Origin of the sequence: Streptomyces sp. NBC_00454 (genome assembly GCF_041434015.1) — a bacterium.
Lineage (GTDB): Bacteria > Actinomycetota > Actinomycetes > Streptomycetales > Streptomycetaceae > Streptomyces.
Map to the genome: position 1 here is coordinate 7,732,755 of NZ_CP107907.1, position 24,685 is coordinate 7,757,439.

Here is a 24,685-nt window from a genome sequence, read left to right on the forward strand (position 1 = left end):
GACGTGACACCGGTCCGGCTCCGGAGCGGAGCCGGCGGGGCGGGCCCGGCGCAAGGCCGAGCCCGCCCGGGTGCACGACGTCAGGGCCCGTCGCCGTGTCGGCGCCAGGAACTGGGTGGCTGCCAGGCCCCGGGCGCTCTTGTCGGGCCGCTGCTGCCCGGGGTGCGGACATCCGGCCTCACCGTCCTCCGGCCTCACCGTCCTCCGGCCTCACCGTCCTCCGGCCTCACCGTCCTCCGGCCTCACCGTCCTCCGGCCGCCTCCGCAATTGCCATGGTCTCCGACACGGCCGTCACCTCATCAGCGTAGGTCCGCGCCGTGGCAGGCGCAGTCCGGGCGCCCCGCCGGTACGGCGGGCACGGGAGCACAGGGCTGCCGCTGGTCATGGGCTTCCGGGAGGCCCTGTCAGCTTTCGCGAGGCAGGCTGTTTCCATGAGGTCACATCCTCGATCGCCCGTTCGGCCGGGAGCGTCCTCCCGGCCGGGAGCGGGCGGTCACGGCGCGGTCCTGTTCACGTTGGAGCGGTGCGCGCCCTTCGTGATCGCGCTGGGCGTGCTGGGGATCGAGCTCTCACCCGCCCACTATCTGGTCACTGGCCCCGTCCTCACCACGACGCCGGCACTGGCCGCGCTGACGATGGGCCCGAAGGGCATTCTGTCCGCAGCAGCCGTCGCGGCGGGTGTGAACGTGACCTCCGCGACCTACAACCAGTCGTGGGGAACCCAGACCCAGCTGATCATCGGCAACTTCCTGGGGCTGATCGTGGTGTCCGTGGCCAGTGTCATCCTGAGTAACGCGGTGCGCACGCGCAGGCAGGGCGAGCTCGACCAGGTCCGCCGGATCGCAGTGGCGGCCCAGGAGGTCGTCCTGCGGCCCGTCCCCGAGCTCCTGGGGCCGGTACGGGCGGCCAGTCTGTGCCTCGCGGCCGGGACCGGGGCGCTGGTGGGCGGCGATCTGTACGAGGCAGTGCAGACGCGCTACGGCGTCCGCCTGATCGTGGGGGACGTCCGGGGGAAAGGGCTGTCGGCCATACGCGCGGTCGCGGTGGCATTGGGCGCGTTCCGGGAGGCCGTTCACTACGAGGACGAGGTGCAGGAGGTCATGAACCATTGCGCGGCCGCCCTACGGCGAGAAGCCGCCGTGCCGGGTACCTACTCTCAGGCAGAACTTCCCGAAGTCCTCATGGAGGGATTCACCACCGCGCTCATCGCCCAGGTGCCGGACGAACCAGTGGTGCACCTGGTCAACCGCGGCCATCCGCCTCCGCTGGTGCTGCGCGAGGGCCAGGTCCAGGCCCTGATGCCCGCCTCACCCATGCCACCGCTCGGTCTCGAAGACCTCGTCCACGGCCTTCCTGCCAAGCCCGAGAGTTACCCGTTCCTGCCCGGCGACCGGCTGCTGTTCTACACAGACGGCGTGATCGAAGCCCGCAACCGTGACCAGGACTTCTTCCCCCTGCCAGAGACCATGGAGGAGATACCCGCCGGCACCTCCCCACAGGAGTTCCTGGACGAACTGCACAAGGCGCTCATCCGCCACACAGAGGGCCGCTTGACGGACGACGTGGCGATGATCCTCATCGACCGACTGACATGAAGAGGCCGGGAGACGCACAGCACCGCCCGGGATCGAGCCGGTCACGGCGCTGCTTCTAGCCGCGTTCCACACGCCCGGCCGGCTCTTTGAGGTGTGGTGAGTGTGGTGATGCGGACGGGTGTGCCGAAGCCGTCTGTCGCGCTGTGAGGGACGTGCCGCATCAGGCCTGGCTACACCGGATCAGGCGCGTGGTCTGGGTCGTCGTACAGCGGTCCGGCGAAGGTACGGAACGCATCGTGCAGGTATTCAGCGGGCACGAAGGGAACGTGGTCGGCGCAGTACACCCGAAAGCTGCCGTCGTTCTGCTCCTCGATGTTGTGCTTGGTCAGCCAGGCCCGGCTGGGTTCGCTGCCCTTTCGGAACCAGACCCGGAGGCCCGCGTGTGCGAGCGCGCACTCTTTCATTCCGTGTCCGGTAGCCAGGCGTTGTGGTTCGCGTTGTACCAGTAGCTGTGGCCGGCGTTCAGGGCGACCGTCCGGAACGGGCGGCCGTGGTCGTCGATGCGGGTGGTGCCCTGGCGGTCGCCACTGCTCCAGGCCAGCTCCAGGTACCAGCTGACGTCCTGACCGAGTGTGGCGGCGTCGATGTTCAGCACCTGGGGGTCGGTGGCAGAGACCTTGTACGGGAAGTCGGTCGAGGCCGTTGGCCGCTCGCCCTCCTTGCCAGGTACGGGCCTGGCCCGCGGGGAGGCCTCGTCCAGGTCCACGGCGAAGGACGCCGGCACCAGCGCGCCGCCGCAACCGGCGCCCATGGTGTACGCGTTCCAGCCGGGAGCCTTGCGGCCGCTCACGACATGGACGTACAGCGCGTGCAGGACCGCGGCCTTGCCCTCGGTGCCCTGGACGGTCAGCTGCATGCGCAGGTGCCCCGCCGGGACGGCGTCCAGGGCCCGGGCCCACCCTTCGGTCGCCTGCCCGGCGGGGGGCGGGGGGACCGTGCCGGGTGCCTTGTCCAGGGCGAACCACTGGTCGCAGGGGCTGTCCCAGTTGTCGGGCAGGACGTTGACCGTGAAGGGGGCGGTGGGGGAGGCCCCCTCCTTGGCGGTGGCCGGCGAGGTGGACGTGGACGTTGCCGAGGGCGACAACGGTCCGGGGCTGGACGGGGGTGTGGAACCGGCTGTGGGCGTGGGTGACGACGACCCGCCGGACGGCAGGGCCGGGCCCGCCGCCCGCTCGCGCGAGGACGGCTGGGCGGCGCCGTGGCGCGTGTCCCCGTGACCCGTATCTCCCATGGCGGAGACGGCGGCGGCGGTCCCCGCCACCGCGGCGGTGGCCACGGCGGCCGCAACGGCGAGCAGCAGCCGAGAACGCCGGGCCCGCGGTACGGAGGCCCGGGCGGGGCCCGTCTGGACAAGCGCGACGGGGGCGTGTGCGGGTGGCTCCGTTGCCGGTGCAGGGGAGGGGGCCTCCGCCGGTGCCGGCGCGGGGCCGGTCTCTGCCTGCGGCCGGACCTCCGAAGCCTCCCCAGCCACCACCGCCGATGCGGGCGGCACCTCCGACGCGGCGTCACCGCCCCGCGGCGCCGCGGAGTTCGCCGCCCCCGAGCCCGAGGCCTGCCCCTCCGTCAGCCCCCGTCGCCGCTCCACCAGCGCCAGCAGCCACTGCTGGTGCAGCGCGAGCAGTTCGTCGGCCGAGGCACCGCAGACTCGGGCGAACCGCTCCACCGGGGCGTAATCCGTGGGCACCGCCGCACCGCTGCAATAGCGGTGCAGCGTCGAGTTGCTGGAGTGCAGACGCTTCGCGAGCGTGCCGTAGCTGCGCCCCGAGCGCTCTTTGAGTCCGCGCATCAGCTCCGCGAACCGCTCCGTCTCCGTCTCCGTGGCCATTCCACCCTCCCCCTCATCCCGGAATCACGTTCCAGGCTCGCCCGATTGCCCCAGGTGAGAGGGGTCGGGAGCGTTCCAGGGTTCCAACTATCCCGGTCCAGACGCCGCTGGGACGAATCCGGCCCCACAGTTGCGTCATCAGCCGGTCGGTCCGCCGGTCGGTCCGCCGATCGGATCGGCGGTCGGATTCGGCGGTCGCAACGGGAGGGCCCCACCCGCCCCACCGACCGCCCTCGGCCGCCCGCGGCAGCAGCCGACCGGAACAGCAGCCACCCAACGTCTCGTCGGACGGGAAGCGGAAGCCTCCGTCCGACAACCGCACCGAAAAAACGGAGAGTTCCCCATGCGCACCTACCCACTCCGCACCACCGCCCTGGCCGCCGCCACCGCCGGCCTCGCTCTGGCCCTGACCGCCTGCGGTGGCTCGGACAGCGCCGGCGGGCCGACCGCGAACCCCGCCGCGAGCAAGAGCGTGGACAAGCCGGTCTCGATCGGCACCGTGACGCCGTCCGGGAAGGGCGCCTCCGCCGCCCCGTCCGCCGCCCCGTCCGCCGGCAAGGTCACCGGAACCGGCACGGCCGCCGCCACCCCGGCGAAGACCGGTTCGGGCGGCAAGGACACGGGGGACACCACCGGTGACTCCTACGCCTACACCCACCCCTGCTCGGCGCGGAACCTGACCGTCAAGGTCACTTCCCCGACGGGCACTCCGGGCACCGTTCGCGTCATCACCGTGACCAACAACGGTTCCACCTCCTGCGGTCTGGACTACTTCCCCACCGTCGGCTTCAGCGCCAAGGGCAGCGCGCTCGGTCTCCAGGCCACTGCTCCCGGTGGTCTGGGCGGCGCCCCGGCGTACCCGGTGCACCCCGGCGCCACCGCGTACGCGGCCGTGGACCTCAACCCGTCGGGTGGCAACGGCCCCGTGGCCGACGAGGTCAACGTCCTGGCCGACAAGGAGCACATGCCGAACGCGGACGGCGCCAGCCTCCAGCTGGCCAAGCCGGGTAGCGTCGCCAACCCGAAGGTCGGCCTGTACCGCACCAACACCCGCGACGCGCTGAGCGCCTTCTGAACGCCAACGGGCCGGAGACGGCCAACGAGTCAGGCCGGGCGGTCCTCCCGGAGTTCCGGGGCCGCTCGCGGACGCGGGCGCGGACGGTCGAAGTACGCGTCAGCTGACCCGAAGACCAACCGCCAGCGTCAGTTCAAGGACCCGGTGTGGCGATGCGAGATCCGGGAACAGCTCCCGCAGCTGCGACATCCGGTACCGGACTGTCTGGGGATGGACGAACAACGCCGCCGCCACCTCGTCCCGCCTTCCCTGGTGCAGCAGCCATGCCCGCAACGTCTCCTCCAGCCGCCGTGCGGTCGCGACGGGCAAGGTCAGCAACGGTGCGAGGGCTCGGGCACGCAGGTCTGCGAACGCGTCCACGTCGGCGCTCAGCACCAGCTCGGGCAGGTGTTCCTCGGTGTCGCGAATATCGGAGGAGAGGGAGCGCGCGCGTACGGCTCGTGCGTACGAGGCGGACGCACGAGTCCACGGCCGGGCCGGGCCGACCACGGCGGTGCGGTCGGTCAGCTGCCGCAAGAGATGTGATCGGTCGGCATCGGGGACGAGCAGCACACCGGTGTCATCCGGCAGATCGTCGAGGACGAGGGTGCTCGGGTCGAGTGCGCGGTAGGCGGGCCGTACCTGGTCGGCGGGCAACAGGACCGCGGTCAGCGAAACCGGAGGCTGCCACCCGGCCCGTTGAACAGAGCCCAGCAGCACGTCCGGGCTCGCGCCGGCGAGGAGGTCGCGGGCCAGGTGTTCCAGGTGGCGCTCGTGGGCCCTGCCCCGGGCGGCCAGTGCGTCGGCGTGGCCCGCGGCGCTCGCGGCCGAGAGCTCGTCGATGTAGGCGAAGGTCAGCTCGGCGAACTTGGCGACCTCGGCGGCGGGCAGACCTGCGGGTACGGCACCCGCCGCCAGGCATCGCCAGGCCACACGGGCGCCGACGCGGTAGGCGCTGAGCAGGGCGTCCATCGAACGGCCGTCGCGCACTTCGCCGCGGCCCAGCTCGTAGGCTGCGTCATCGCCGTCGCCGCCCGTGGCGTTCCCGCTCGCGAGGTCCAGGTAGTGCCCCAGGGCGGTGTGGACGGCTCGGCGGATGGTGCCACCCATGCGGCCCGAAAGGGCGTTGGCGTAGGACGGGACCTCGTCGATGATCGCCTGGACGACCTCGTCGGCGGTGGTCTTCAGCGCCGCCCGAAGTGCTGTGACCGTCGTCTCATCCAGGGCCAGCTCGGTGGCCCTCCGGGTTGCATGGCTCATATTTTTGTTCCTTGCGAACAATTGGGCCGATCAGATTTACGTCCTGCGGACAGGACTTTACGCCCTGAGGCGCATCAAGCTGGGGTCATGACGAGTGCAGCCCTCCGCAGTAGGGCGTGGAAACTGCTGGAGATGGTCACGACGCCGCTGCTGCCGTCGGACTACCTCGACCTGGTCAGCCCGCTGCGTGCGGGCGCTGACCTGCGTGGGCGCATCGAGGCCGTGCATCCCGAGACGGGCGACGCCGCGACCATCGTGATCAGGCCGGGACGGGGCTGGCGCGGCCACACGGCCGGTCAGTACGTGCGGATCGGGGTCGACGTCGACGGGGTGCGCCTGTGGCGTGCCTACTCCCTCACCTCGCCGACGAACCGCCAGGACGGCCGCGTCACGATCACCGTGAAGGCGATCCCGGACGGCAAGGTCAGCAACCACCTGGTCCGCAGGGCCAAACCGGGCACGCTGATCCAGCTCGACCAGCCGACCGGTGACTTCGTACTGCCGCAGGCCAAGCCCGCCAAGGTGCTCTACCTGACGGCCGGCAGCGGCATCACGCCCGTGATGGGCATGCTGCGCGACACCGAGTTCGACGACGTCGTCATGGTCCACTCCGCGCCACAGGCGCAAGACGTGATCTTCCGCAACGAGCTGCACGACCTGGTCGCGGACAAGAAGCTGCGTCTCACCGAGCTGCACACCGACACGGACGGAGTGCTCGACATCACCCGTCTCGCCGAACTCGTGCCCGACTGGGCCGAGCGCGAGACCTGGGCCTGCGGACCCGCGGGCCTGCTCGACGCCGCCGAAAAGCACTGGAGCGAGCACGGCGTTCAAGAGCGCCTGCACACCGAACGCTTCCGACCCGGCATCGTCGTGGCCGGCGACGGCGGCGAGGTCACGTTCAGCGCCACCGGCAAGACCGTCGACGCGGACGGCGCCACGCCGTTGCTGGACGTCGGCGAGGAGGCCGGCGTGCTCATGCCCTCCGGGTGCCGCATGGGCATCTGCTTCGGCTGCGTCACGCCGCTCAAGGCTGGCGCCGTCCGCGACCTGCGCACCGGCGAGATCACCGAGGCCGAGCCGGGCGTCCTCATCCAGACCTGCGTGTCCGCCGCGGCGGGCCCCTGCGACATCGAACGGTAGGAGCACCTTGACCGCCATCGACCCCACCGCCCACCTGACCGCGGAGCAGATCGAGGAGCTGGGCCGCGAGCTGGACGCGATCCGCGACGAGGTGATCGCCGACCGCGGCGAGAAGGACGCCGCCTACATCCGCAAGGTCATCTCGGCGCAGCGCAAGCTCGAGCTGGTCAGCAGGGGCGTGCTGCTGTTCTCGATCTTCCCGCCCGCGTGGCTGATCGGCACCGCCGGGCTGTCCGTGGCGAAGATCATGGACAACATGGAGATCGGCCACAACATCCTGCACGGCCAGTGGGACTGGATGCGGGACCCGAAGATCCACTCCACCACCTGGGAGTGGGATCACGTCTCCCCGTCCGAGCAGTGGAAGCACTCGCACAACGAGCTGCACCACACCTACACCAACGTGATCGGCAAGGACAACGACCTCGGCTACGGCATCATGCGCGTCGACGAGGACCAGAGGTGGCACCCGTTCCACCTCGGCCAGCCGCTGTGGAACTTCCTCAACGCCTGCTTCTTCGAATACGGCATCGCAGCGTACGACCTGGAGCTCGGCAAGAACCTGCGCAAGCGCCGCCGCAAGAACCCGGAGTTCCGCGCGCGGGCCAAGGCCGTGGGCCGCAAGATCCGCAAGCAGGTGCTCAAGGACTACGTGATCCACCCGCTGCTGTCGGGCCCGTCGTTCCTCCCCACGCTCGCCGCCACGTTCACCGCGAACCTGGTCCGCAACATCTGGACCCACTCGGTGATCATGTGCGGGCACTTCCCCGAGGGCGTACAGGTCTTCGAACGCCGGTCGATCAAGGGCGAGACGCGAGGCCAGTGGTACCTGCGCCAGATGATGGGCTCGGCGAACATCAGCGGCAGCAAGGCCATGCACTTCATGACCGGCAATCTGTCGCACCAGATCGAGCACCACCTGTTCCCGGACCTGCCGAGCAACCGCTACGCCGAGGTCGCGGTGAAGGTGCGCGCGCTGTTCGAGAAGTACGAGCTGGAGTACGTCACCGGCCCGCTGCCCAAGCAGGTGTTCTCCGCCTGGCACAAGGTCTTCCGGCTCTCGCTGCCGAACAAGAAGCCCAAGGTCAAAACGCCGGACCGCGAGCAGGAGCTCGTCGCCGCCTGATTCCCGGTATCGGTTCAGATCTCTCGGCCGTACCGGCGGCGCCGCCGGGTTCGGTGAGATCCGTTGCGGACGGTGGGCGACCGCGACGTCAGACCGTACGACACGAACTCCTCGTCTGGGATCCCGAGCCGGGCCGGCCGTCGTTCGAGGCGTTGCAGCGCCGGGCCGCTGCCCGCGGCCGCGGCGTGCCCGTACAAGGACCGGCGCGCTCTTCTGGAGGAGCTGTTCACCGACCACGGTCTGGTCTGCAACGGCATGGCCAAGAAGTACCTCGCCGGATACCGCGGATGGACCAAGATCAGAAGACGAGACACCACGGAGGCCGTTATCGGGGCCATCACGGGCACCCTCGCGCGCCCGCAGCTCCTCGTCCTGGGCCGCCACGACGCGGCAGGCCGTCTGCGCGCGGTCGGCCGGACCGTCCCACTGCGCCCCGAGCAAGCCCGCCCGATCGCCGAGCACCTGACGGCCGCAGACCCCGATCACCCGTGGACGAGGGTGCGGTTCGCCGCCGCTTGGGGATCCCGTGAAGTCCTCGACACGGTCCTGGTCCGCCCCGACCTGGTAGCGGAGATCAGCGCCGACCGGCCGTGGACCGCGGCGGCGTCTTCCAGCACCCGCTGCGCTTTCAACGGCTGCGCCTGGACGTGACGGTGGAGGACGTGCCGCGGTTCGGGACGGGGCCGCCCGCAGCCGCCGGGTGAGCGGCCGGCCCCTGCGTTCCCAGTCCACCGCTGGGTGGGCCGCGACGTCCTGACCGCGGTGCTGGTCCACCCCTGCGCCTTCGGCCCGCAGCACCGCAGGACGCTGTCAACGCGCAGCCTGGGCCCAGCGTTCCTTCCGGAATGTCAGCCAGATGGTGGAGCACGCCGTGCCCGCTACCCCCGAGAGCGCCGTCAAGGTCGGCCAGGCAGGCCATCCGCTGACCCCCGACATGATGCCCATGACGCCGGCCGCCCCGAACAACTCGCAGCCGAGCGTCAGCATCACCGCCTCCCGTGCACTGGGAAGCCCGCCGGTCTGACCAGCTGGCGCCACCGGTTGAACCTCGCTCAATGTCTTCCTCCTCGATGCATATCCGCCCAGAGCCATGCCCCGGACAGCGATCAAGAGCCATCCGGCTCATTTCCAACCTCACCGTCCCAGGCATCGGTACCTTGCCGCCATGGATGTCTCTCTGAGGAATCAGCCCGACTATCTGGAGAACCTCTGGTCAGGGATCTTCGTCAGTACGACTTTTCATGAAGGAGAGGAGGAGGTGTGGTGTCGGGACAATCTCGTCCCCGTTGCCGGAGCTTTCTTTCCTCGGCGGTTCCGGTTGAACCTCACCCCGGAGTACGGGTCAGAGATCGACGCGTGCACAGCCTTCGAGGTGGAGAACGGAACCTTCGTCGCATCGAACGGGATGCCCCTTCTCGGAGTGCCGTGCGCTGCGGACCACCCCAGGGTGCTCGCCGATCTCATCGAACCGCTCATCCGTGCGCTCGCCATGGTGCCGCACCTCGTCGCCATTACCAGTGACGGAACGTGGCGTTGGAAGCCAAGCGGCTGGAGCCCTGGTCCTGCCGGTCCCGTCCCCCAGGACTACGTCCGGCAGGTCACCCAGGAACGGCAACGCTATCCAGTTGCGTATCAGGTATTGAGGCTCCGGGAGGACCTCAAGAAGCGGATGCACCCTCGATGGCACAACTACTACTTGCCTCGCATCGAAATCGTCGCCCGTTCGGTCCGGACCGCACAGTACGCCGGGCTTCCGGTCTCCGACGGTATCCGGCAGGCCGAGAAGCTACTCAAGGTAGGGACCGCAACGGCTTACGAGCTGCTGAGGATGGCCAGAGAGATGGAGCTCTTGCCCTACGGTGACGCCCCTCGGCCTGAGATCCCTTGGTGGACGTATGACGAGAAAGTCGATCGCTGGCTGAAACTCGAACGAGAGATGGCGGTGCCACCTCACCCCGAAGGCTCTGAGATCTACTTGGATATGTGGACACCCTAACGTCGCAAGGCCCCTGTCCCCGCCAGCGTTGTGGCACGTCCCAGCGGTGGAGGAGGTGTCGCCCATTCGGGGATCGCACTTGCACCGCTACCGCGAGTGGCAGCCGGCTGTTCCCGCGGGGCAGTCGGGCTCTGGTCAGATCGTGACGGGGCCGTGGGCGGTGGCGAACTCGACCGAGACCAGACCCGGTTCCTCGTCCTCGACCCAGGTGACGTCGATCTGGTCGAGAGGGTGGTCGGCCGGTTCGCCGAGGAATTCGGCGATGGAGGCGGCGTCGCCGGCGATGGAGACCCCGTGGATGGTGGTGGGGGTGCGCGGGTCGGCGCTCGGGCGCTCCTCGATGGGGACCGACCACTGGAGGAAGTAGGGCAGTTGTGGGTCCTCCAGCAGTTCCAGCAGGCCGATCTGCTTCCACCTCAGGTCGAACCCGTCGGGGCGGACACGGTGGCCCTCGGCCGAGGTGCGGCCGAGGCGGGCCTCGACCGGGGTGATGTCGTCGACGGAGACCACCCAACCGAGCCAGCCGCCGCCCTCGGCGGCGCGGCGCGCGACCGCCTGGCCGAAGGGTGCGCGGTCGGCGGCGGGGTGGTCGAGTGTGGTGACGACCTCGACGTAGGTGCCGCCGCTCAGCGGGAGAATGAAATTGCGGGTGCCGAATCGCGGGTGCACACCCCCGTCGACGAACCCGGCGCCGAGGGCCGATCCGATCCACTGAACGGTCGAGACGAAGCTGTCGCGGGCCACCGCATAGGACACGTGATCAAGTCGCACTGCGCCATCATGACCTGACAACCCGTACGAATCCCGACGCCACGCCCGCCGCCCCGGCCACGTCCGCCGTGGATTCAGTCGTGGAGCGGATCTCAGGCCGGTCGGACCAGGCGGTTGTCATGGGCGAAGACCACGGCCTGGATCCGGTCGCGGAGTTCGAGCTTGTGCAGGATTCGCCCCAGATGGGACTTCACGGTCGCCTCCGCGAGGTACAGCGCGGCCGCGATCTCGGCGTTGGACAGGCCGCGGCCGACCTCGACGAGCACCTCGCGCTCACGGGCGCTCAGCCGGTCCAGCCGCTCGTCGAGGACGGCGGCGCCGCCGTCGGGCAGGTGCAGACGGAAGTCCTCCAGCAGGCGCCGGGTGATCCGCGGGGAGAGCACCGCGTCGCCCGCCGCGACGTTGCGGATCGCGGTGAGCAGCTCCTCCGGCCTGGTGTTCTTCAGAAGGAAGCCCGAGGCTCCGGCGGCGAGGCCGTCGAAGGCGTACGCGTCCAGGTCGAAGGTGGTCAGGATCAGCACTCTGCTCTGCGGGGAGACCTCGACGACCTGTCGGGTCGCCTCGATCCCGTCCGTCCCGGGCATCCGGACGTCCATGAGGACGACATCGGGCCGCAGCTCCCGGGCGAGGCGGACGGCCTGGGCGCCGTCCGCGGCCTCGCCGACCGGTGTCATGTCGGGCTGGGCCTCCAGGACCGTGCCGAAGGCCATCCGGAGCAGCGCCTCGTCGTCGGCGATCAGGATGCGGATCGTCATGCGGAGGCCGTCCCGCCGCCGTTGAGGAGGAGTCGGGTACGGACGCCCCAGCCGCCGCCCGGAAGCGGTCCGGCCTGCAGCGTGCCCCCGTAGGCGGCCGCGCGCTCGCGCATGCCGGGGATGCCGTGGCCGGGCGGTGCGGCGGCGGGCCGCGCCGGGCGGGGGCCGCTGTCGGTGACTTCCACGCCGACGGCCTGGGCCGAGCACTCGACCAGGACCGTCGCGCGGGTGCCGGCGGGTGTGTGCTTGAGGGTGTTGGTCAAGGCTTCCTGCACCAGACGGTAGACGGTGAGTTGTGCGGTGGCGGGGACGTGGTTGTGGCCGCCGCGGAGCTCCATGCGGGTCGGTAGCCCCGCGGCGCCCATCTGGTCGGTGAGAGCCTTCAGCTGGGCGATGCCGGGCGGCGGGTGGCGCTCCGCGTCCCGCTCGCCGGTCCGCAGGACGCCCAGCGAGCGCCGCATGTCGGTCAGCGCCTGCCGGCCCGTCTCGGAGATCTGCAGCATCGCGGCGGTGGCCCGGTCCGGGGACCTGTGCTGGGCGTAGACGGCGGCGTCGGTGAGCGCGACCATGACGGACAGGTTGTGGGTGACGATGTCGTGCATCTCTCGGGTGATCCGGGCCCGCTCCTCGGCGACGGCCAGCCGTGCCTGCTGCTCCTGGTGCAGCGCCAGCCGTTCGGCCCGTTCCTGCACGGCGGCGACGTAGGCCCGGCTGGTCCGCACGTTCACCCCGAGGACGGCGGCGGCGACGACCGTCGCGGAGAGCGCGACGAAGGGGGTCAGGAACGCGCCGTCCGGTACCCAGCGCAAGCAGGCCAGCACCGCTCCGCCCTCCACGACGGCACCGGCGAGGAGCGTGCCGCGCCGGCCTGTGTGCGCGGCCGCCGTGTAGAGGGCCACCAGCAGGGCTACGTCCGCGAGCAGTTGGACGTCCATCAGCCACTGGACGAAGGCCGCTGCCGCCACGGCGCCGAACACCGCGAGCGGGGCCCGGCGCCGCCACAGCAGGGGGAGCGCCAGGGCGGCAGTGAGCGCCGCGGCCACCGGCAGCTCCCGCGCCGGGTAGGCGGTCACGACGTTGAGGACGAGAAGGATCGGCAGCGCCGCGTCCCACACCAGGGGCGGTACACGGTCCCGGTGGCGCACCGTCACACCTCCCCGTCGACCGGTCGTCGTGGCGGCCCGACCGGGACCGTCAGCGCGTACGGCCGGAGCCTAGGCCGCGGGGGCGGCGGCGCGCATGAGCCCACCGTCCGACCGCACCCTGCCGGGGTACGACCTGAGGAGGAGGCCCACCACCTCCCGCGGTCGCAGATCGGCCGCCGGACGGGCGTGACCGGTTGCCACTCCGGTCGCACCGCGGCCCGCCCGGGTTGCGACCGGAGTGGCAACCGGCGGCGACCCGGGACCGATGCGGCGGCGCGGACCGGGCGTCGAGCATGGCCGGGTGACCGAAACCATCACGGGGCTGTCGATGTCCCTTCCGGAAGTCCTCGCCCTGCTGGGTGCCCTCGCGCTGGTGGCGGCGCGCTGGCTCCCCCCGGCCGCCCGCCGGCCCGTCACGATCGGGGCGGGGGCGGTGCTCGTGGCGTCCGCGACCGTGCTGGGCGTGGTGGGGACCCGCTGGCAGCTGCTGCCGGTCCTGGCCGGCGCCGCCCTGGCGTCGGCGTTTGCCCTCCCGCCCCTGCTGCGACGCCGTACCGGCCGACCGGCGTGGCGGGCCCGCTGGTGGCTGGCCCTGCCGGGATCGCTGGCCTGCGCCGGCCTGATCGCCATGGGCCCGGTCGCGGCCTGGGCCTTCCCCGTCCCAGAGTTCCCCGAGCCGTCGGGCGGCTTCGCGGTCGGCACCCGGGTGGTGCAGTGGACCGACCCGCTCCGCCCCGAGAGCTTCACCGCCGATCCGGACGACCGGCGCACGGTCGTGGCCCAGCTCTGGTACCCCGCGCAGAAGAGCCCCGCCGGCACCCAGCGGGCCCAGTACCTGGGACGCACGGAGCAGGAGGCGCGCACCGTCGCCGAGGCCCTCGCCGGCGGGGTCGGCCTGCCCGGCTTCCTGATCGACGGCGTCCCGCGGGCTCGCAGCCGTGCGGTCGTCGACGCCCCGGTGGCCGGTGGGGGAGAACGGTTCCCGGTCGTCGTGTTCTCCCCGGGGTCGGGCGGGGTGCGGGCCCAGAACACCGCCTGGGCGGAGGAGCTGGCCAGCCACGGCTACCTGGTCGCCGCCCTCGACCACCCGTACGACTCCGCCGTCGTCGTCCTCGCGGACGGCCGCACGATCCGCGCCACGACCGCTTCCAGCGGGGACCGGGACCGGGACGAGGAACTGGCGGCGGGCTGGACCGCCGTCCGGGCCGCCGACCTCGGCTTCGTCCTCACCCAGTTGGAACGGCTGGACCGGGGCAAGACCGCCGACCCGCTGACCGGACGCCTGGACACCGGCCGCGCTGCGGTCGCCGGCCACTCCCTGGGCGGTGCCGCCGCCCTGCAGGCGGCCCGGCAGGACCGCCGGTTCGGCGCAGTCGTCGACCTGGACGGCTACCCCCACGGCCCCACCGCGCCCGCGCTCGAGCAGCCGGCGCTCGCGCTCACCCAGGAGATCACCACCGGCACCGACCCGCGCTACCTGCCCCGCCTCACCGACGCCCTCGAGCACGGCACCGCGACGAGCTACCGGCTCGCCGTCCCCGGCGCCGGGCACCTCACCTTCATGGACGGCCCGCTCTACCTGCCGCCGGTGCCCTCGATCGTCGGCACCCTGGGCCGCACCGAGAGCCCGCGCGTCGTCGCCGGAGCCACCCTCGCCTTCCTGGACGCCGTCCTGCGAGGCCACCCCGGCGACCCGGCCGAAACCCTCCGGGCCTACGGGAAGGTCTACGCGGTCTCACCATCAGGGGCTCGGGGAACTGCGAGGCCGACCCCGTGATTGGCCGAGCACGCGGGCAAGAAGGTGTTGGGTAATCGGGTGATCACTCGTTCTTGAGGTTGTCGGCGAAGCGGCGGGCTCGATCACCGCCCACTGAGCATGCGCCAACGACGAGTCGTAGGACGGCTTGCACGCACGGAGCACGCATGATGGTGATCTTCATGGACGGCTGGAGCACGGAGATTCGTGTTCGTGGTCGAGACGGTCGGGGTGTCCTTCATGCTCGCCGCGCATCCGGTCGCCCACCTGGTCATGCTGCTTCTCGACCTCTACACGGTGCTTCTGGTCTTGGGGCTGCACGCCGCCGCAGTCACACGCCCACACGTCGTGGGGCCGGGTGGGCTGCGGGTGCGGCGCGGTGCACGGCTCGATCTGCGGATTCCCTTGGAACGGATCGCGTCCGCCCGTTATGACCTCCGCTTCCCGGACGCGAACAAGTCCGAGGGCGGCGTGCTGGACGTGGCCATCGCGTCGCAGACCTCGATCACTATCGAGCTGACCCAACCAGTCACCACCGTAAGTCTGTTGGGGCAGCGCGCGGAGGTTCATACGGTCCGCTGCCACGTCGACGAACCTCAGGCCGCCGTCGCGGCGATCAAGAAGCTGCTGCCGGTAGACAGCTGACAGGGCCGACACTGTCACAGCGGGTCGGTCATGCGGGCCTGGGGACCGTGACATGAGACGGGCCGCACGAGTCGGGTGAGTTGTGAAGCTGACCTGGGCCCGTGCGGCCTGCTCCCATCCTGCTCTGTCCGGTGTCTCCCGCGCACACTTCGGCGAGCTGTTGCGGTAGCAGATGAGGGTGCAGGCGGCGATGTTGGTCGCACGCGCTCAGTCGGCCAAAGCGTTCTGTGTCGCCTCGCGTGCCTCAGTGAGCGCTCGCTGCCTCAGGTTGCCGCCGAACAACTGAATCGTGGTGGCGGCCAGGATGTCATCCCTGCCGATGGTCCGCCCGTCCCCCCTGCGGGTGGACAGGGCCCGGAGGGAATCCTTGAGGAATGGGGGTGGGGCCGGTTCGCCCGCCATCACTAGGGTGACCGTACCGAAATGCTTGACCCCGCCCTCGCGGACGACCATGGCCGCATCCCGGGCGAGGTCCGTGAGGAACACGCTCGCGATTCCGTCCAGGTCGCGGACCATCGCTGGGACGGCCGTCGCTCCCTGGCTCCGCAGCAGCTTCTTGACCCCGACCTCGAACCTGTGGGCGCCGACCACAGCACTCGGTTTGCGCGACCTGCTGCGCTTACGAGAAGGCACGATGACACCCTCGGCGTCGTACAGGACACCGGTCAGGCCTTTGAACGTCGGGCTGTGGTCGTACCATCCGCACCCCACCTCGATCTCGACGTTCCGGCCGATCGCCGAGACAAGGTCCCCGGGAAACAGCTTCTTCCGGGCTTCCTCCTCCGCCGCTCTCCGCGCGCCGTCGATGATCTCCGTCAGCACTGTCCGCGTCACCGACGCGGCGGCCCACGCGGCCGACCGAGATACGTGCATCGGGGTCACGTCCCTGAAAACCGCTTTGACGAGAGATGGCTTGAACGGCGAGACATCCATGACCGAGGCGGTCTTGGGACCCCTGCGCTCAGGGCGTGCGGGCTGTGCGGTCATCGGAAGAAACGCTCCCTGCTGTCGGAGTTGTCAGAGGCCCACACTTCACCACGCAGACCCGCTACCTTCCCCCATCCTCCGTCGAAGCGGCACCTGGTCAACGGCCTGACGGCCACATCCCGACGGCCGGGCCGATACCGGCCACCCGCGACTCCGAAACCCACCCCCACCGCTCCGAAGCCATGATCCGCACAGCGATGATCGACCTCATCAGCCGCCGGCTCACGCGTGAATCCACCCCGACCGGCGCGATGCCTGAACGCGATACCCGACATCACCCGGGGCTCACCGACCGCTCCCGCAGCACCGCGAACCGCTGATTCAGCACATCCACGCAATCACGCAACCCTGGTCGAGGCAGCTCAGCGCGCTCGCGCATCAACGTAATGGCCTGCACGTCCCGCTCGGCGGCAATGAGGCGGTCCACCTCCACCCGGACATCGACCGAGAGTCTGTCCCACAAGGTGTTCTCCATACCCGCATTGAACCCCTCAGTCGATCCGAGCCACACCACAACCCCGAGCAGCCGCCTCACCAAACACCACCTACGGGATAGAACGCTCTTTAAGGGTGTGCCGCTGTAGGTAACTTACGACGTTCCCGGTAGCGGTGGGGTCGGCCCCTTCGGCCAGGGCAGCCGGGACCTTCACAGTGCCCGGGGTGAACGCTGCCTCCGCGTAGACCAGGCCCGCGAGGGCCTGGCGGCCGTCGGTGGCCGCAGGGTCGTAGGCGCCGTACAGGCCGGATTGCGGTCGGCGTAGCAGGTCGGCGGCCCCGATCTCTCCGAATGGGGCCGATCGGTGAAATGCCTCTGCAGAACGGCTCATCCGGGGCCTCGGATACCGCCCTGTCATTGCCGGGAATTCTCAAGTGATCAGCCAAATGAGGGGGGACTCATGACCGGGACGGTCGTGGTGCGTGCGGAACAGCCAGGGCTCGGCCGGGCAGGGGCGTTCAGTGTGGTCGTCGACAAGATGACGGTTGGCCGGGTCGACCAGGGGACCACCGCACGGTTCTTTGTGGCGGTCGGCACGCACGAGGTTCGGGTCACCGGGAGGGATCGCACCCGCTCCAACACTGTAACCGTGGACGTGGCGGAGGGGCAGGATGTCCTGGTTGCGGCACAAGGGACTGGGCTGAAGGCTGCCATTCTGCTTCCGCTTCTGGCCGGCATCTCAGTGCCCGCGTTTTATGTAGTCGCCACAATTTTGCTGACCGGCGCACTGTTCTACGCCGTCCCCGGCCTGCTGTTCCGGGTGCGGGTTTTCGGAGGCGCCGAGCTCCGGAGCACCCAGGACGTCCCGGGTGTGGAGGAGGAGCAAAGCGGGACCGGTCTGTGGTGGGAGACGGACCCAGCGCTCGCCAAGCGGTTCCGCAAGGGTCCTTCGTGATGTCCGTGTCCTCGCCGTAGCGGACTCCGTCGGCCCTATTCGAAGTCTGCTACGTCAGCCCGGCCGAGGGCCGGCGCGCCCGCATCATTCAGCGTCGCACGACTTCCGGGAGACGCGGATGGGATCGGTGGCCTGGGCATTCCGTGCACGTTCGGAGAAGGTTTGTATGGTCAACGGTGGATCTGGGACTGTCGCATGTGGGGTTCATCGACGTCGTGTACATCGATGGCGATGACCACTACGAGGTGGGTCAGGTCGTGACCGGTCACTTGTTCTCGTGCAACAAGGTGTAGAAGCAGTACGGGTTGCGCCCACTCGGCCAGATCTCCGTCGACCAACGGCCATCGGTCGTGGAACTCGTGGACGGGAAGATGGCCCGCAGGGACCGCTGACACATGACGGCGCCCCGGCAGCCAGGCTGCTGGGGCACCGTCATGTCATGGACGTACTTGCGGGGTCCGACAAACGCGGCGAGGTGCCGTGCCGGGCCTGGAGGGTGGCCGGAGCGCTGTCCAGGCTAGGTTTCCGGCATGACTCCTCTTCCTGGCGGCGGCAGTGTCGCCGATACCTATCGCCACGTCTCGAAACTGGTGACTCCTGCGGACGACTTGCGTCTGCCCGGCGCCTATCTGAAGTGGTACGACCTGCGCCGGGCCGATCTGGAACTTTCCGAGGAGGAACGCCAGCAGGCCCGCGACTTCCTCGTCTCCACAGAACTGTCATTCGATGACGAGCTGGGCTTCGTGATCCTCCACAAGTGCACCCCGACGTTCTCGTTCCTGCTGGTGCAAACCTGGCGTGGAGAGAACGAGCTCTGGGAGACGGTGTTCGCCAAGAACGACGGCCCCTTCCAGCTGCATACCTGGCCGGGCAACCACCGGGGCACGTTCTGCGTGTGGGAAATGGGTGCCGTCTGGCACGAAGCGCAAGCCTGGTCAAGGTACCTGGCTTCCGAACGCGACGACGAGGCGAGGAAGGTCTATGTGCAAGACAGGTTCACCGGCGTCGTGTGAGTAGCGCGCCCCGGTGGCCGACGGCTCGCCGATCCGGACACATCACGCCACGGATGCCAGGGGGCGTCAGCACAGTGGATGCCCCCGATGAATTTTTCCGCGCCGCGTCGGTCTGTACGCGTGAGACCGACTCACGGAAGGCTGGCGTCATGCGGAAACTGATCTACGGCATGAACGTGACCCTGGACGGCTACATCGCCGCGCCCGGCGACGACATCGGCTGGAGCGTGCCGAGCGACGAGCTGTTCCAGTTCTGGTCCGACCAGTTGCAGGCGACCGACCTGACGCTGTACGGACGCAAGCTGTGGCAGACGATGAGCTCCTACTGGCCGACCGGCGACCAGCAGCCGGGCGCCACACCGGCGGAGGTCGAGTTCGCGCGCCGCTGGCGGGACATGTCGAAGGTGGTGTTCTCCTCGACGATCGACAAGGTCGACTGGAACACCCGCCTGGTCACGGGCGACGCGGTCGCCGAGATCACCCGGCTCAAGGCCGAGGACGGCGGCTCGATGGACATCGGCGGCGCGACGCTCGCCGGGGCGGCCATGCGGGCCGGGCTGATCGACGAGTACGTGCTGGCCACCGCTCCGGTCCTGGTGGGCGGCGGCACGCCGTTCTTCACCGCGCTGGACAACTGGGTGAACCTGAACCTGGTGGAGACGCGGACGCTTGCCTGCGGCGTGATCCTGACCAGATACGAGACGAGGCGCTGAGCGCCCAGACGAAACAGCCAGGACGGCGCCGGCGGCGACACCGCCAACGGCGGCCTGGGCAACGACACCTGCACCGCCGACACGGGCGGCACCAAGACCAGCTGCTGATCGACCCGTGAAGCGGGGCCCATCCACGGGACACCGTAAAGGCGGGCATCTTGATCTGCTCGTCTCAGCGCAACGCCATAATGGCGCCGATATGCGGTTAGCGCTGAGGATACGGCGCGGTTTTCGAGAACCTACAGCAGCCCCTACAGCAGCCCCTACAGCAGAGTGACACAGGCCGCTTAATCTTCGATGGCACAAGATCAATCTTCGATGGCACAGGAGCACCGCCCCGGAACTTGAGCGGCCTGACCGGGGCGTTAGCCTCAGCGGATGATTGCTGAGCCGTCACCGAAGGTCATCACGCGTCACCTCGACGGGCTGATCCACGGATACGTCGTGGGCGCCGGCGTCTACGGGACGCTGGAGCCCGCAGCGGTGTTCCAGCCGCGGGATGGCGACGAGGTAGTGGCGTCGGTGGTCCGGCAGGATCTGGAGCGGGTCGTGTACACGACGCTGAACGGTGTCGTCTGCCTCACTCGCGCCGGCGACCTTATGTGGGCTTCGGACTTCGAACCGTACTCCGACGTACGCCATGGCCACCGGCCTGGCTGTGCACTGTCTCTGGACGGCCGGACGGTGTGGGTCTACCGGCCGGACGCGATGGCGGGACGCGGGGGCGGGGACCAGTGGGTCGTGCACGACGCCGATAGCGGTGTGGTTCGCGCCCGCCGGGAACTGGAGACGGTCGGGCACGGCGCCTTCCACCACGTGCATCCCGTGGACGGCAGCGTTTACCTCGACATCGGTGAGGGCCAGGACGGCTCCGTCATTGTCCGGGGTACGGCCGGGGCGGACAGCGAGTCGGAGTTCGTGACGTACCCGTGGGCGGACCGCTGCCTGATCGACCTGGCGCCGTCCGGGCAGCAGTTCATGACCGTCGACCACGGGCAGTCTGACGTCGCCTTTCACGACCACCCCAGCGGAGACGTGCTCTTCACGCTCCCCATCGAGGCCTTCGGGCATGACCCGCAGGAGGCCTTCGTGGAATGGAGCGGCGGCTACCTGACCGAGGACACGGCCATCGTCACTCTGGGCGGCGAGAGCCAGGACGAGGAGGAGTGGTTCCGCTACCACCTGGTCGACGTGCGCACAGGCACGACCAGCGGCGAAGTCACCGTCGAGGTGAGCAATCCGTACGAGCTGGTGCCACTCGGCGACGGCTCCTGGCTCACCGGTGCGCCCGGTGGCCATCCCGTCCGGTGGCCCCGCGTTTGAGCGCGCTATTTGGCCATACGGGCCAAGTACAGCGCTAAGAGGTAGCGCAGATAGGCGTGGTGGGGCTACCCCGGAAGTAAGACAGGCACAGGTCTTGGTGATCATCGAGTTGCGACGCTCTGTGATCACCGGGGACCTGCGCCTGTGCTGCCGGAGGGTCGGCCTACGGGGAGAGTCATCCGCTGGGCTGCCACCGCTCACGCATCACCGACCTGATCGGCGGTCAGCCCGCGTCGGCTTCTGCACTCCACATGGAGCGGAGTTGCGCGTCGATGTCGCCGGCCTGGCGAAGACCCGCTTGGTAGGCTGGTTCCCAGACTGCCAGGTCGCCCATGTCCGAGCCGAAAGCGCGCACTGAGGCCGGATCGGGGCTGATGGTCACCACGGTGTCTGCCCCCACGGCCGCCAGCTGCTGGTTGAGTGGCTCGCGGGGAAACAGGTGGGCCATCGGCTCGACCACGACCAGCGTGCGGGCTCCGGCCGCGAGATCGGCGTTGGGGCCCGATCGCAGCGCACCGTCCATGTACCGTCGGCCGTCGATGGCAACGGGCGGCGCGGCCCCGGGGAAGGCGCTACTCGCTGCCACCGCGTGCACCAACGGCACGCCGCTGTCGCGGTCCCACACCACGGGCTCACCGGTGGTTGCGTCCACGGCGGCGATCAGCAGTCGCCGCTCCGGCCACGCGTCCGCACCGATCAAGGCGGCGCGCCCCGCGATCAGCGCCTCCTCGGCCTGGGGGTCGGTGCTGTCGAGCGCGAGCCGGCCGACGCGACGCCTGGCCTCGCCGGGTTCCAGGCTGCGGTCGCCCAGTACGGCAAACACCGCGCCCATCCGCGCAGGGTCCGCCTTGAGCCGGTGAGCGTCCGGGCGAGCCGAAGTCGCGATCCGCCCCGGGTTCTGCCCAGTGGCGAGTAGCGCTCCGACGATCGCGCCTGCCGACGTCCCGACGATCAGGTCGGCCTCGCCCAGATCCACGCCATCGCGGCGCAACCCGTAGGCCAGCCCGGCCATCCAGGCTGTGCCGACGTGACCCCCGGGACCCAGGACGAGCGCTCGGTCGAAGGTGTGCAAGGTGGTCTCCCCTCGTTATTGAAACAGTCGTACCATATACTCGCCAACGCTGTTCGGCTCCGAGTTCCCGAGAGGAGATCCACCGTGGGGCGACCCGCAGATCCCGCCCGTCGCGAGCGCACACTCGCCCGGGCGACCGACTACGTGCTGGCGCACGGTCTGGCCGGACTGAGCCTGCGACCACTGGCCGCGGCCCTCGACACCAGCCCACGGATGCTGCTCTACGACTTCGGCAGCAAACAGGAGTTGGTCGCTGCGGTCCTCGCCGAGGCCCGGCGCCGAGGTGCGGTGCGCCTGTTCGACCACCGTCCGACGGAGTCGGACTCCGTGCAGGAGCGACTGCGTGGCATCTGGGCGTGGATCAGCGCAGACGAACGCGCGCCGTTCGTCCGGCTGTTCTTCGAGGTGCACGCCGACGGACTGGTCCACCCCGAGACCTACCCCGACCAGGGCCAGGCGATCACGGGCTGGTTCGACACTCTCGGCGCCACCTTCCGCAACGTCTCCACCAGTCCTGACGACACCGTCACGCCCACGTTGATCATGGCCGTTGTCCGGGGTTTGCTGTTCGATCTCACAACCACCGGCGACCGCCACCGCACCGATCGTGCGCTGGACCGCTTCGCTGAACTCCTGAACCAGTGAACGGTCCTGGCAAGGTTTGCCAGGGTGGAATCACCCCGGGAAAGGACACAAGCCGGCCCGATGTCAGGGCCGGGAACCGCCGAGTCGGAGCGATGCCGCGATCGCATCGGGCCGGCCGTGGGTCGGTTTCGCCCAAGAGGTGGCGTCTGGTCACGGGCGGCGGTTCGGGCGTTCGTCCCATCGGTGGGTCGTCCATGCCCGACGGATCAGGCTACGTACCGTGATGATGGTGTCGGTGAGGTCGAAGAAGGCATCGATGGCGGAGGCGCGGCGCTCGTAGCAGCGAGCGAGGCGGTGGAAGGCGTTCTGCCAGGCGTGGGTGCGTTCGACGTGCCACCTCTGACTTGCCTGGATCGGCGCCTTCTCGCCCTTGCTCGCGATGCGGCCGTGTAGGCCGCGTTCGTCGAGTAGGGTACGGGTCTTGTCCGAGTCGTAGCCAGCGTCCAGGTGCACGGTGATGTCGTCGGGCAGCGGTCCCAGATCGTCCAGGGTCGGGGCGAGCAGCGGGGAGTCGTGACGTTCGCTCCGGCCAGCACGCGACCCAGCGGGATTCCATAGCCGTCCGTCATGCCCGAGCGCTTCAGGCCCTTTTTACCGCGATCGACCGGCGACCGTCCTGCGACCTCGCCGCCGCCGGGGGCTTTGGTGATCGAGCCGTCGACGGCGATCTGGTCGAGTACGAGGCCGACGATCCGGTCGTAGGACTCCAGTGCGATCTGCTTGAGTTTGGCGAAGACGCCGAGCCGGATCCACTCGTCGCGGCGGTTGCGGATCGTGGTGGCCGAGCAGGTCGTGTCGGCGATCGCCTGGTAGGAGCAGCCGAATCGCAGGAGCTGCAGCATCTTGTCGAAGACGACCCGGTCGGTGATGCGTGGGCGGTGGCAGCCCAGCGGATGAGTCGCCGCGTAGGTCGGTCGCTCGGGCAGCAGGGCGGCGAATTGACCCCAGAGTGGTTCAGTCAGCCATGACGGAAGTACGGGCACAGGTCTCCCCGGTGATCACAGAGCGTCGCAACTCCATGATCGCCAAGACCTGTGCCTGTTCTGCTGTCGGGATACCACCACCGCGCCCATCTGCGTGGCCTCTAAGTCACACCGAGACGTTTGCCGGTGAGACGGTGGTGTGGGATCTCAGAACGCGCGTCACATGCCGACGCTGTGGCCTGCTGCTCTCTGCTCATTCTCACACCGATTGCCATGCTTCTGTCTCAGGAGCGTGGCCATTTCCGGCCTCGGGGAGCAATATCGGATGCTGATCCGCCGGCGTAACGAGGTCGTGCCGGACATTCAGCAAGATCGCCGTCGTCATCATCGCGAAGTCCGCCGGGCGCGAGGTCTTCGGCCTCGCCACCGCAGGCGTCCGTCTCGCTTGACCTCTTGCGCGTCAGTCCGGCAGCCAGTGCAGCTCGTGCGCCAGGGTTTTGGCGACGGCACGGATGCGGCGGTGCAGCGGCGACTGCTCGCGTGGGAGGACCAGGTGGATCGTCAGGCTGGGCGCGCCCCGCAGCGGTCGCCAGGTGAGACCGGCCGGTTGTACCGTGGCCGCGGCTTCTCCGGCCGGGGCGAGGGTGATCCCGTCGCGCAGGTCGCGCTGAGACATGTCGAAAGAGACTGCGGGCGTGTGGAATCGGGGGTGTGGTCGGGTGTCTCGGAACACTGCGGACAGCTGATCGTGGATCACGGGGTTGGCCGCACGGTCCGGGAGTCGCAGCGGATACGCGGCCGCGTCGGCGATCTCGATCTCCGGGTGTTCGGCCAGCGGATGGTGCTGAGCCAGCTGGACCCCGACGCGCATACGCCGCAGCAGGAACCGGCGCACGCCACGGCCCGGCTGTTCACCGCGGGTGATCCCGGCATCGATGCGGCCGTCGGCGACCGCGGGGGAGATCTCCGGTGTAGCCATCGGGACCGCGCCGACCTCGAGTCCGCTGTTGCCGCGAATCAGCCTGTCCACCAGGGCCGGTGCCGTCTCGGCCCCGGCGCTGAGGCTGTATCCGATGCGCAGCGTGCCCAGTTCACCGGCCGCCGCGCTCCGGGCGGTGTCCCATGCCCGGTCCAGCGCCGCCAGGGCGGGCGGCGCGGACTCCGCCAAAGCCGCACCGGCCGTGGTCAATACGACGCTACGCGTGTTGCGGACCAGCAGGGCCGTACCGAGTTCCGCCTCCAATCGGCGCATCCGGGCGCTGAGTGCGGGCTGTGCGATACCGATCCGTGCGGCCGCGCGGGTGAAGTTCAACTCCTGTGCCAGCACCAGGAAGTACCGCAGGCTCACCGTATCCGGCGCCACGTGCCCTCCCTGCCGATTGATAACGATCCGTTCTGAGCCTATCCCGTACCGGTCTTTCCCTCGACGGCACATCAAGCCCTAGCCTGCGCATATGACGATTCAACTGGCCGAAGTACCGGTCGCCGGGATCGATCGATCTGAGTGTCAATTCGAAGTCGGACGTGTCCGGCCGAACACGGGAGG

The 24,685-nt window shown here is 69.6% G+C and carries 24 protein-coding genes and 2 pseudogenes; 15 read left to right on the top strand and 11 right to left on the bottom strand.

Going from position 1 to position 24,685, the window contains the following annotated elements; all coding sequences use genetic code 11:
• The first annotated feature begins 537 nt into the window (after window positions 1-537).
• On the top strand, window positions 538-1,596 hold the full coding sequence (locus OHU74_RS35235) for a PP2C family protein-serine/threonine phosphatase (RefSeq protein ID WP_371614108.1): 1,059 nt from the start codon (window positions 538-540) through the stop codon (window positions 1,594-1,596).
• Window positions 1,597-1,766: 170 nt separating this feature from the next.
• Here the strand turns inward: OHU74_RS35235 and OHU74_RS35240 are convergent, their stop codons facing one another.
• Together OHU74_RS35240 and OHU74_RS35245 are read right to left on the bottom strand one after the other, a co-directional pair.
• Window positions 1,767-2,000, bottom strand: coding sequence for a hypothetical protein (locus tag OHU74_RS35240; RefSeq protein ID WP_371614107.1), 234 nt, complete (start codon window positions 1,998-2,000; stop codon window positions 1,767-1,769).
• Window positions 1,997-3,421 (bottom strand): helix-turn-helix domain-containing protein, encoded by a 1,425-nt coding sequence (locus OHU74_RS35245; RefSeq protein ID WP_371614106.1) that lies wholly within the window; start codon window positions 3,419-3,421, stop codon window positions 1,997-1,999. The genes OHU74_RS35240 and OHU74_RS35245 overlap by 4 nt, the downstream gene beginning before the upstream one ends.
• 343 nt (window positions 3,422-3,764) lie before the next feature.
• Between OHU74_RS35245 and OHU74_RS35250 the strand changes: the two genes are divergently transcribed.
• Complete coding sequence (locus OHU74_RS35250; protein WP_371614105.1) at window positions 3,765-4,496, top strand: DUF4232 domain-containing protein; 732 nt, start codon at window positions 3,765-3,767, stop codon at window positions 4,494-4,496.
• Window positions 4,497-4,595: 99 nt separating this feature from the next.
• Here OHU74_RS35250 and OHU74_RS35255 read toward each other — a convergent pair whose 3' ends face one another.
• Window positions 4,596-5,735 (bottom strand): PucR family transcriptional regulator, encoded by a 1,140-nt coding sequence (locus tag OHU74_RS35255; RefSeq protein WP_371614104.1) that lies wholly within the window; start codon window positions 5,733-5,735, stop codon window positions 4,596-4,598.
• 132 nt (window positions 5,736-5,867) lie between these two features.
• Here OHU74_RS35255 and OHU74_RS35260 point away from each other — a divergent pair, with 132 nt between their 5' ends.
• The 5 genes from OHU74_RS35260 to OHU74_RS35280 all read left to right on the top strand — a co-directional run bounded on the left by OHU74_RS35260 (window position 5,868) and on the right by OHU74_RS35280 (window position 10,000).
• Complete coding sequence (locus OHU74_RS35260) at window positions 5,868-6,878, top strand: ferredoxin reductase (protein ID WP_371619525.1); 1,011 nt, start codon at window positions 5,868-5,870, stop codon at window positions 6,876-6,878.
• A 7-nt stretch (window positions 6,879-6,885) separates the two neighbouring features.
• Entirely contained in the window at window positions 6,886-8,004 is a 1,119-nt protein-coding gene (locus OHU74_RS35265) for a fatty acid desaturase (protein ID WP_371614103.1), read from the top strand.
• Window positions 8,005-8,076: 72 nt separating this feature from the next.
• Complete coding sequence (locus tag OHU74_RS35270; RefSeq protein ID WP_371614102.1) at window positions 8,077-8,655, top strand: hypothetical protein; 579 nt, start codon at window positions 8,077-8,079, stop codon at window positions 8,653-8,655.
• Between the two features lie 220 nt (window positions 8,656-8,875).
• Window positions 8,876-9,028 carry a hypothetical protein gene (locus OHU74_RS35275; protein ID WP_371614101.1) on the top strand — a complete coding sequence of 51 codons (153 nt, stop codon included), beginning with the start codon at window positions 8,876-8,878 and terminating at the stop codon, window positions 9,026-9,028.
• 141 nt (window positions 9,029-9,169) lie between these two features.
• Window positions 9,170-10,000, top strand: a complete 831-nt coding sequence (locus OHU74_RS35280) for a hypothetical protein (protein ID WP_371614100.1) — start codon at window positions 9,170-9,172, stop codon at window positions 9,998-10,000.
• A 135-nt stretch (window positions 10,001-10,135) separates the two neighbouring features.
• Here OHU74_RS35280 and OHU74_RS35285 read toward each other — a convergent pair whose 3' ends face one another.
• The 3 genes from OHU74_RS35285 to OHU74_RS35295 form a co-directional block, all read right to left on the bottom strand.
• The gene (locus OHU74_RS35285) at window positions 10,136-10,771 is read right to left on the bottom strand and encodes a VOC family protein (protein ID WP_371614099.1); all 636 of its coding nucleotides are present in this window, start codon (window positions 10,769-10,771) and stop codon (window positions 10,136-10,138) included.
• 92 nt (window positions 10,772-10,863) lie between these two features.
• A complete protein-coding gene (locus OHU74_RS35290) occupies window positions 10,864-11,526 on the bottom strand; it encodes a response regulator (RefSeq protein ID WP_371614098.1) in 663 nt (220 codons plus the stop codon).
• On the bottom strand, window positions 11,523-12,677 hold the full coding sequence (locus OHU74_RS35295) for a sensor histidine kinase (protein ID WP_371614097.1): 1,155 nt from the start codon (window positions 12,675-12,677) through the stop codon (window positions 11,523-11,525). Before OHU74_RS35295 ends, OHU74_RS35290 begins: the two co-directional genes overlap by 4 nt.
• Window positions 12,678-12,936: 259 nt before the next feature.
• Here OHU74_RS35295 and OHU74_RS35300 point away from each other — a divergent pair, with 259 nt between their 5' ends.
• Window positions 12,937-14,448, top strand: a complete 1,512-nt coding sequence (locus tag OHU74_RS35300) for an alpha/beta hydrolase family protein (protein ID WP_371614096.1) — start codon at window positions 12,937-12,939, stop codon at window positions 14,446-14,448.
• A 186-nt stretch (window positions 14,449-14,634) separates the two neighbouring features.
• Complete coding sequence (locus OHU74_RS35305; protein ID WP_371614095.1) at window positions 14,635-15,072, top strand: hypothetical protein; 438 nt, start codon at window positions 14,635-14,637, stop codon at window positions 15,070-15,072.
• Between the two features lie 207 nt (window positions 15,073-15,279).
• Here the strand turns inward: OHU74_RS35305 and OHU74_RS35310 are convergent, their stop codons facing one another.
• Window positions 15,280-16,059: a hypothetical protein gene (locus tag OHU74_RS35310; RefSeq protein ID WP_371614094.1), complete on the bottom strand. Its 780-nt coding sequence runs from the start codon at window positions 16,057-16,059 to the stop codon at window positions 15,280-15,282.
• 146 nt (window positions 16,060-16,205) lie between these two features.
• On the opposite strand from OHU74_RS35310, the pseudogene OHU74_RS35315 reads away from it, so the two are divergent.
• Window positions 16,206-16,301: pseudogene (locus OHU74_RS35315) on the top strand (IS5/IS1182 family transposase); the annotation flags it as partial.
• A 32-nt stretch (window positions 16,302-16,333) separates the two neighbouring features.
• On the opposite strand, the gene OHU74_RS35320 reads toward OHU74_RS35315, so the two are convergent.
• Window positions 16,334-16,534, bottom strand: a complete 201-nt coding sequence (locus OHU74_RS35320; protein WP_371619894.1) for a hypothetical protein — start codon at window positions 16,532-16,534, stop codon at window positions 16,334-16,336.
• A 421-nt stretch (window positions 16,535-16,955) separates the two neighbouring features.
• On the opposite strand from OHU74_RS35320, the gene OHU74_RS35325 reads away from it, so the two are divergent.
• The 4 genes from OHU74_RS35325 to OHU74_RS35340 all read left to right on the top strand — a co-directional run bounded on the left by OHU74_RS35325 (window position 16,956) and on the right by OHU74_RS35340 (window position 20,499).
• Entirely contained in the window at window positions 16,956-17,450 is a 495-nt protein-coding gene (locus OHU74_RS35325) for a hypothetical protein (RefSeq protein ID WP_371614093.1), read from the top strand.
• A 530-nt stretch (window positions 17,451-17,980) separates the two neighbouring features.
• Complete coding sequence (locus OHU74_RS35330; protein WP_371614092.1) at window positions 17,981-18,463, top strand: hypothetical protein; 483 nt, start codon at window positions 17,981-17,983, stop codon at window positions 18,461-18,463.
• Between the two features lie 149 nt (window positions 18,464-18,612).
• Window positions 18,613-19,176 carry a dihydrofolate reductase family protein gene (locus OHU74_RS35335; RefSeq protein ID WP_371614091.1) on the top strand — a complete coding sequence of 188 codons (564 nt, stop codon included), beginning with the start codon at window positions 18,613-18,615 and terminating at the stop codon, window positions 19,174-19,176.
• A 378-nt stretch (window positions 19,177-19,554) separates the two neighbouring features.
• Complete coding sequence (locus OHU74_RS35340; RefSeq protein WP_371614090.1) at window positions 19,555-20,499, top strand: hypothetical protein; 945 nt, start codon at window positions 19,555-19,557, stop codon at window positions 20,497-20,499.
• Between the two features lie 223 nt (window positions 20,500-20,722).
• Here OHU74_RS35340 and OHU74_RS35345 read toward each other — a convergent pair whose 3' ends face one another.
• Window positions 20,723-21,571, bottom strand: coding sequence for a patatin-like phospholipase family protein (locus tag OHU74_RS35345; RefSeq protein WP_371614089.1), 849 nt, complete (start codon window positions 21,569-21,571; stop codon window positions 20,723-20,725).
• Between the two features lie 84 nt (window positions 21,572-21,655).
• Between OHU74_RS35345 and OHU74_RS35350 the strand changes: the two genes are divergently transcribed.
• Entirely contained in the window at window positions 21,656-22,216 is a 561-nt protein-coding gene (locus OHU74_RS35350; RefSeq protein WP_371614088.1) for a TetR/AcrR family transcriptional regulator, read from the top strand.
• 150 nt (window positions 22,217-22,366) lie between these two features.
• On the opposite strand, the pseudogene OHU74_RS35355 reads toward OHU74_RS35350, so the two are convergent.
• Together OHU74_RS35355 and OHU74_RS35360 are read right to left on the bottom strand one after the other, a co-directional pair.
• A pseudogene (locus OHU74_RS35355) lies at window positions 22,367-23,199 on the bottom strand (IS5 family transposase).
• Window positions 23,200-23,599: 400 nt separating this feature from the next.
• Window positions 23,600-24,502: a LysR substrate-binding domain-containing protein gene (locus OHU74_RS35360; protein WP_371614087.1), complete on the bottom strand. Its 903-nt coding sequence runs from the start codon at window positions 24,500-24,502 to the stop codon at window positions 23,600-23,602.
• Between the last annotated feature and the right edge of the window lie 183 nt (window positions 24,503-24,685).

Coding starts and splice junctions, on each gene's coding strand:
- OHU74_RS35240 (WP_371614107.1), bottom strand. CDS start 2,000: ATGAAAGAGTGCGCGCTCGCACACGCGGGCCTCCGGGTCTGGTTCCGA.
- OHU74_RS35245 (WP_371614106.1), bottom strand. CDS start 3,421: ATGGCCACGGAGACGGAGACGGAGCGGTTCGCGGAGCTGATGCGCGGA.
- OHU74_RS35250 (WP_371614105.1), top strand. CDS start 3,765: ATGCGCACCTACCCACTCCGCACCACCGCCCTGGCCGCCGCCACCGCC.
- OHU74_RS35255 (WP_371614104.1), bottom strand. CDS start 5,735: ATGAGCCATGCAACCCGGAGGGCCACCGAGCTGGCCCTGGATGAGACG.
- OHU74_RS35260 (WP_371619525.1), top strand. CDS start 5,868: ATGGTCACGACGCCGCTGCTGCCGTCGGACTACCTCGACCTGGTCAGC.
- OHU74_RS35280 (WP_371614100.1), top strand. CDS start 9,170: ATGGATGTCTCTCTGAGGAATCAGCCCGACTATCTGGAGAACCTCTGG.
- OHU74_RS35290 (WP_371614098.1), bottom strand. CDS start 11,526: ATGACGATCCGCATCCTGATCGCCGACGACGAGGCGCTGCTCCGGATG.
- OHU74_RS35300 (WP_371614096.1), top strand. CDS start 12,937: ATGCGGCGGCGCGGACCGGGCGTCGAGCATGGCCGGGTGACCGAAACC.
- OHU74_RS35310 (WP_371614094.1), bottom strand. CDS start 16,059: ATGACCGCACAGCCCGCACGCCCTGAGCGCAGGGGTCCCAAGACCGCC.
- OHU74_RS35320 (WP_371619894.1), bottom strand. CDS start 16,534: ATGGAGAACACCTTGTGGGACAGACTCTCGGTCGATGTCCGGGTGGAG.
- OHU74_RS35325 (WP_371614093.1), top strand. CDS start 16,956: ATGACCGGGACGGTCGTGGTGCGTGCGGAACAGCCAGGGCTCGGCCGG.
- OHU74_RS35330 (WP_371614092.1), top strand. CDS start 17,981: ATGACTCCTCTTCCTGGCGGCGGCAGTGTCGCCGATACCTATCGCCAC.
- OHU74_RS35335 (WP_371614091.1), top strand. CDS start 18,613: ATGCGGAAACTGATCTACGGCATGAACGTGACCCTGGACGGCTACATC.
- OHU74_RS35340 (WP_371614090.1), top strand. CDS start 19,555: ATGATTGCTGAGCCGTCACCGAAGGTCATCACGCGTCACCTCGACGGG.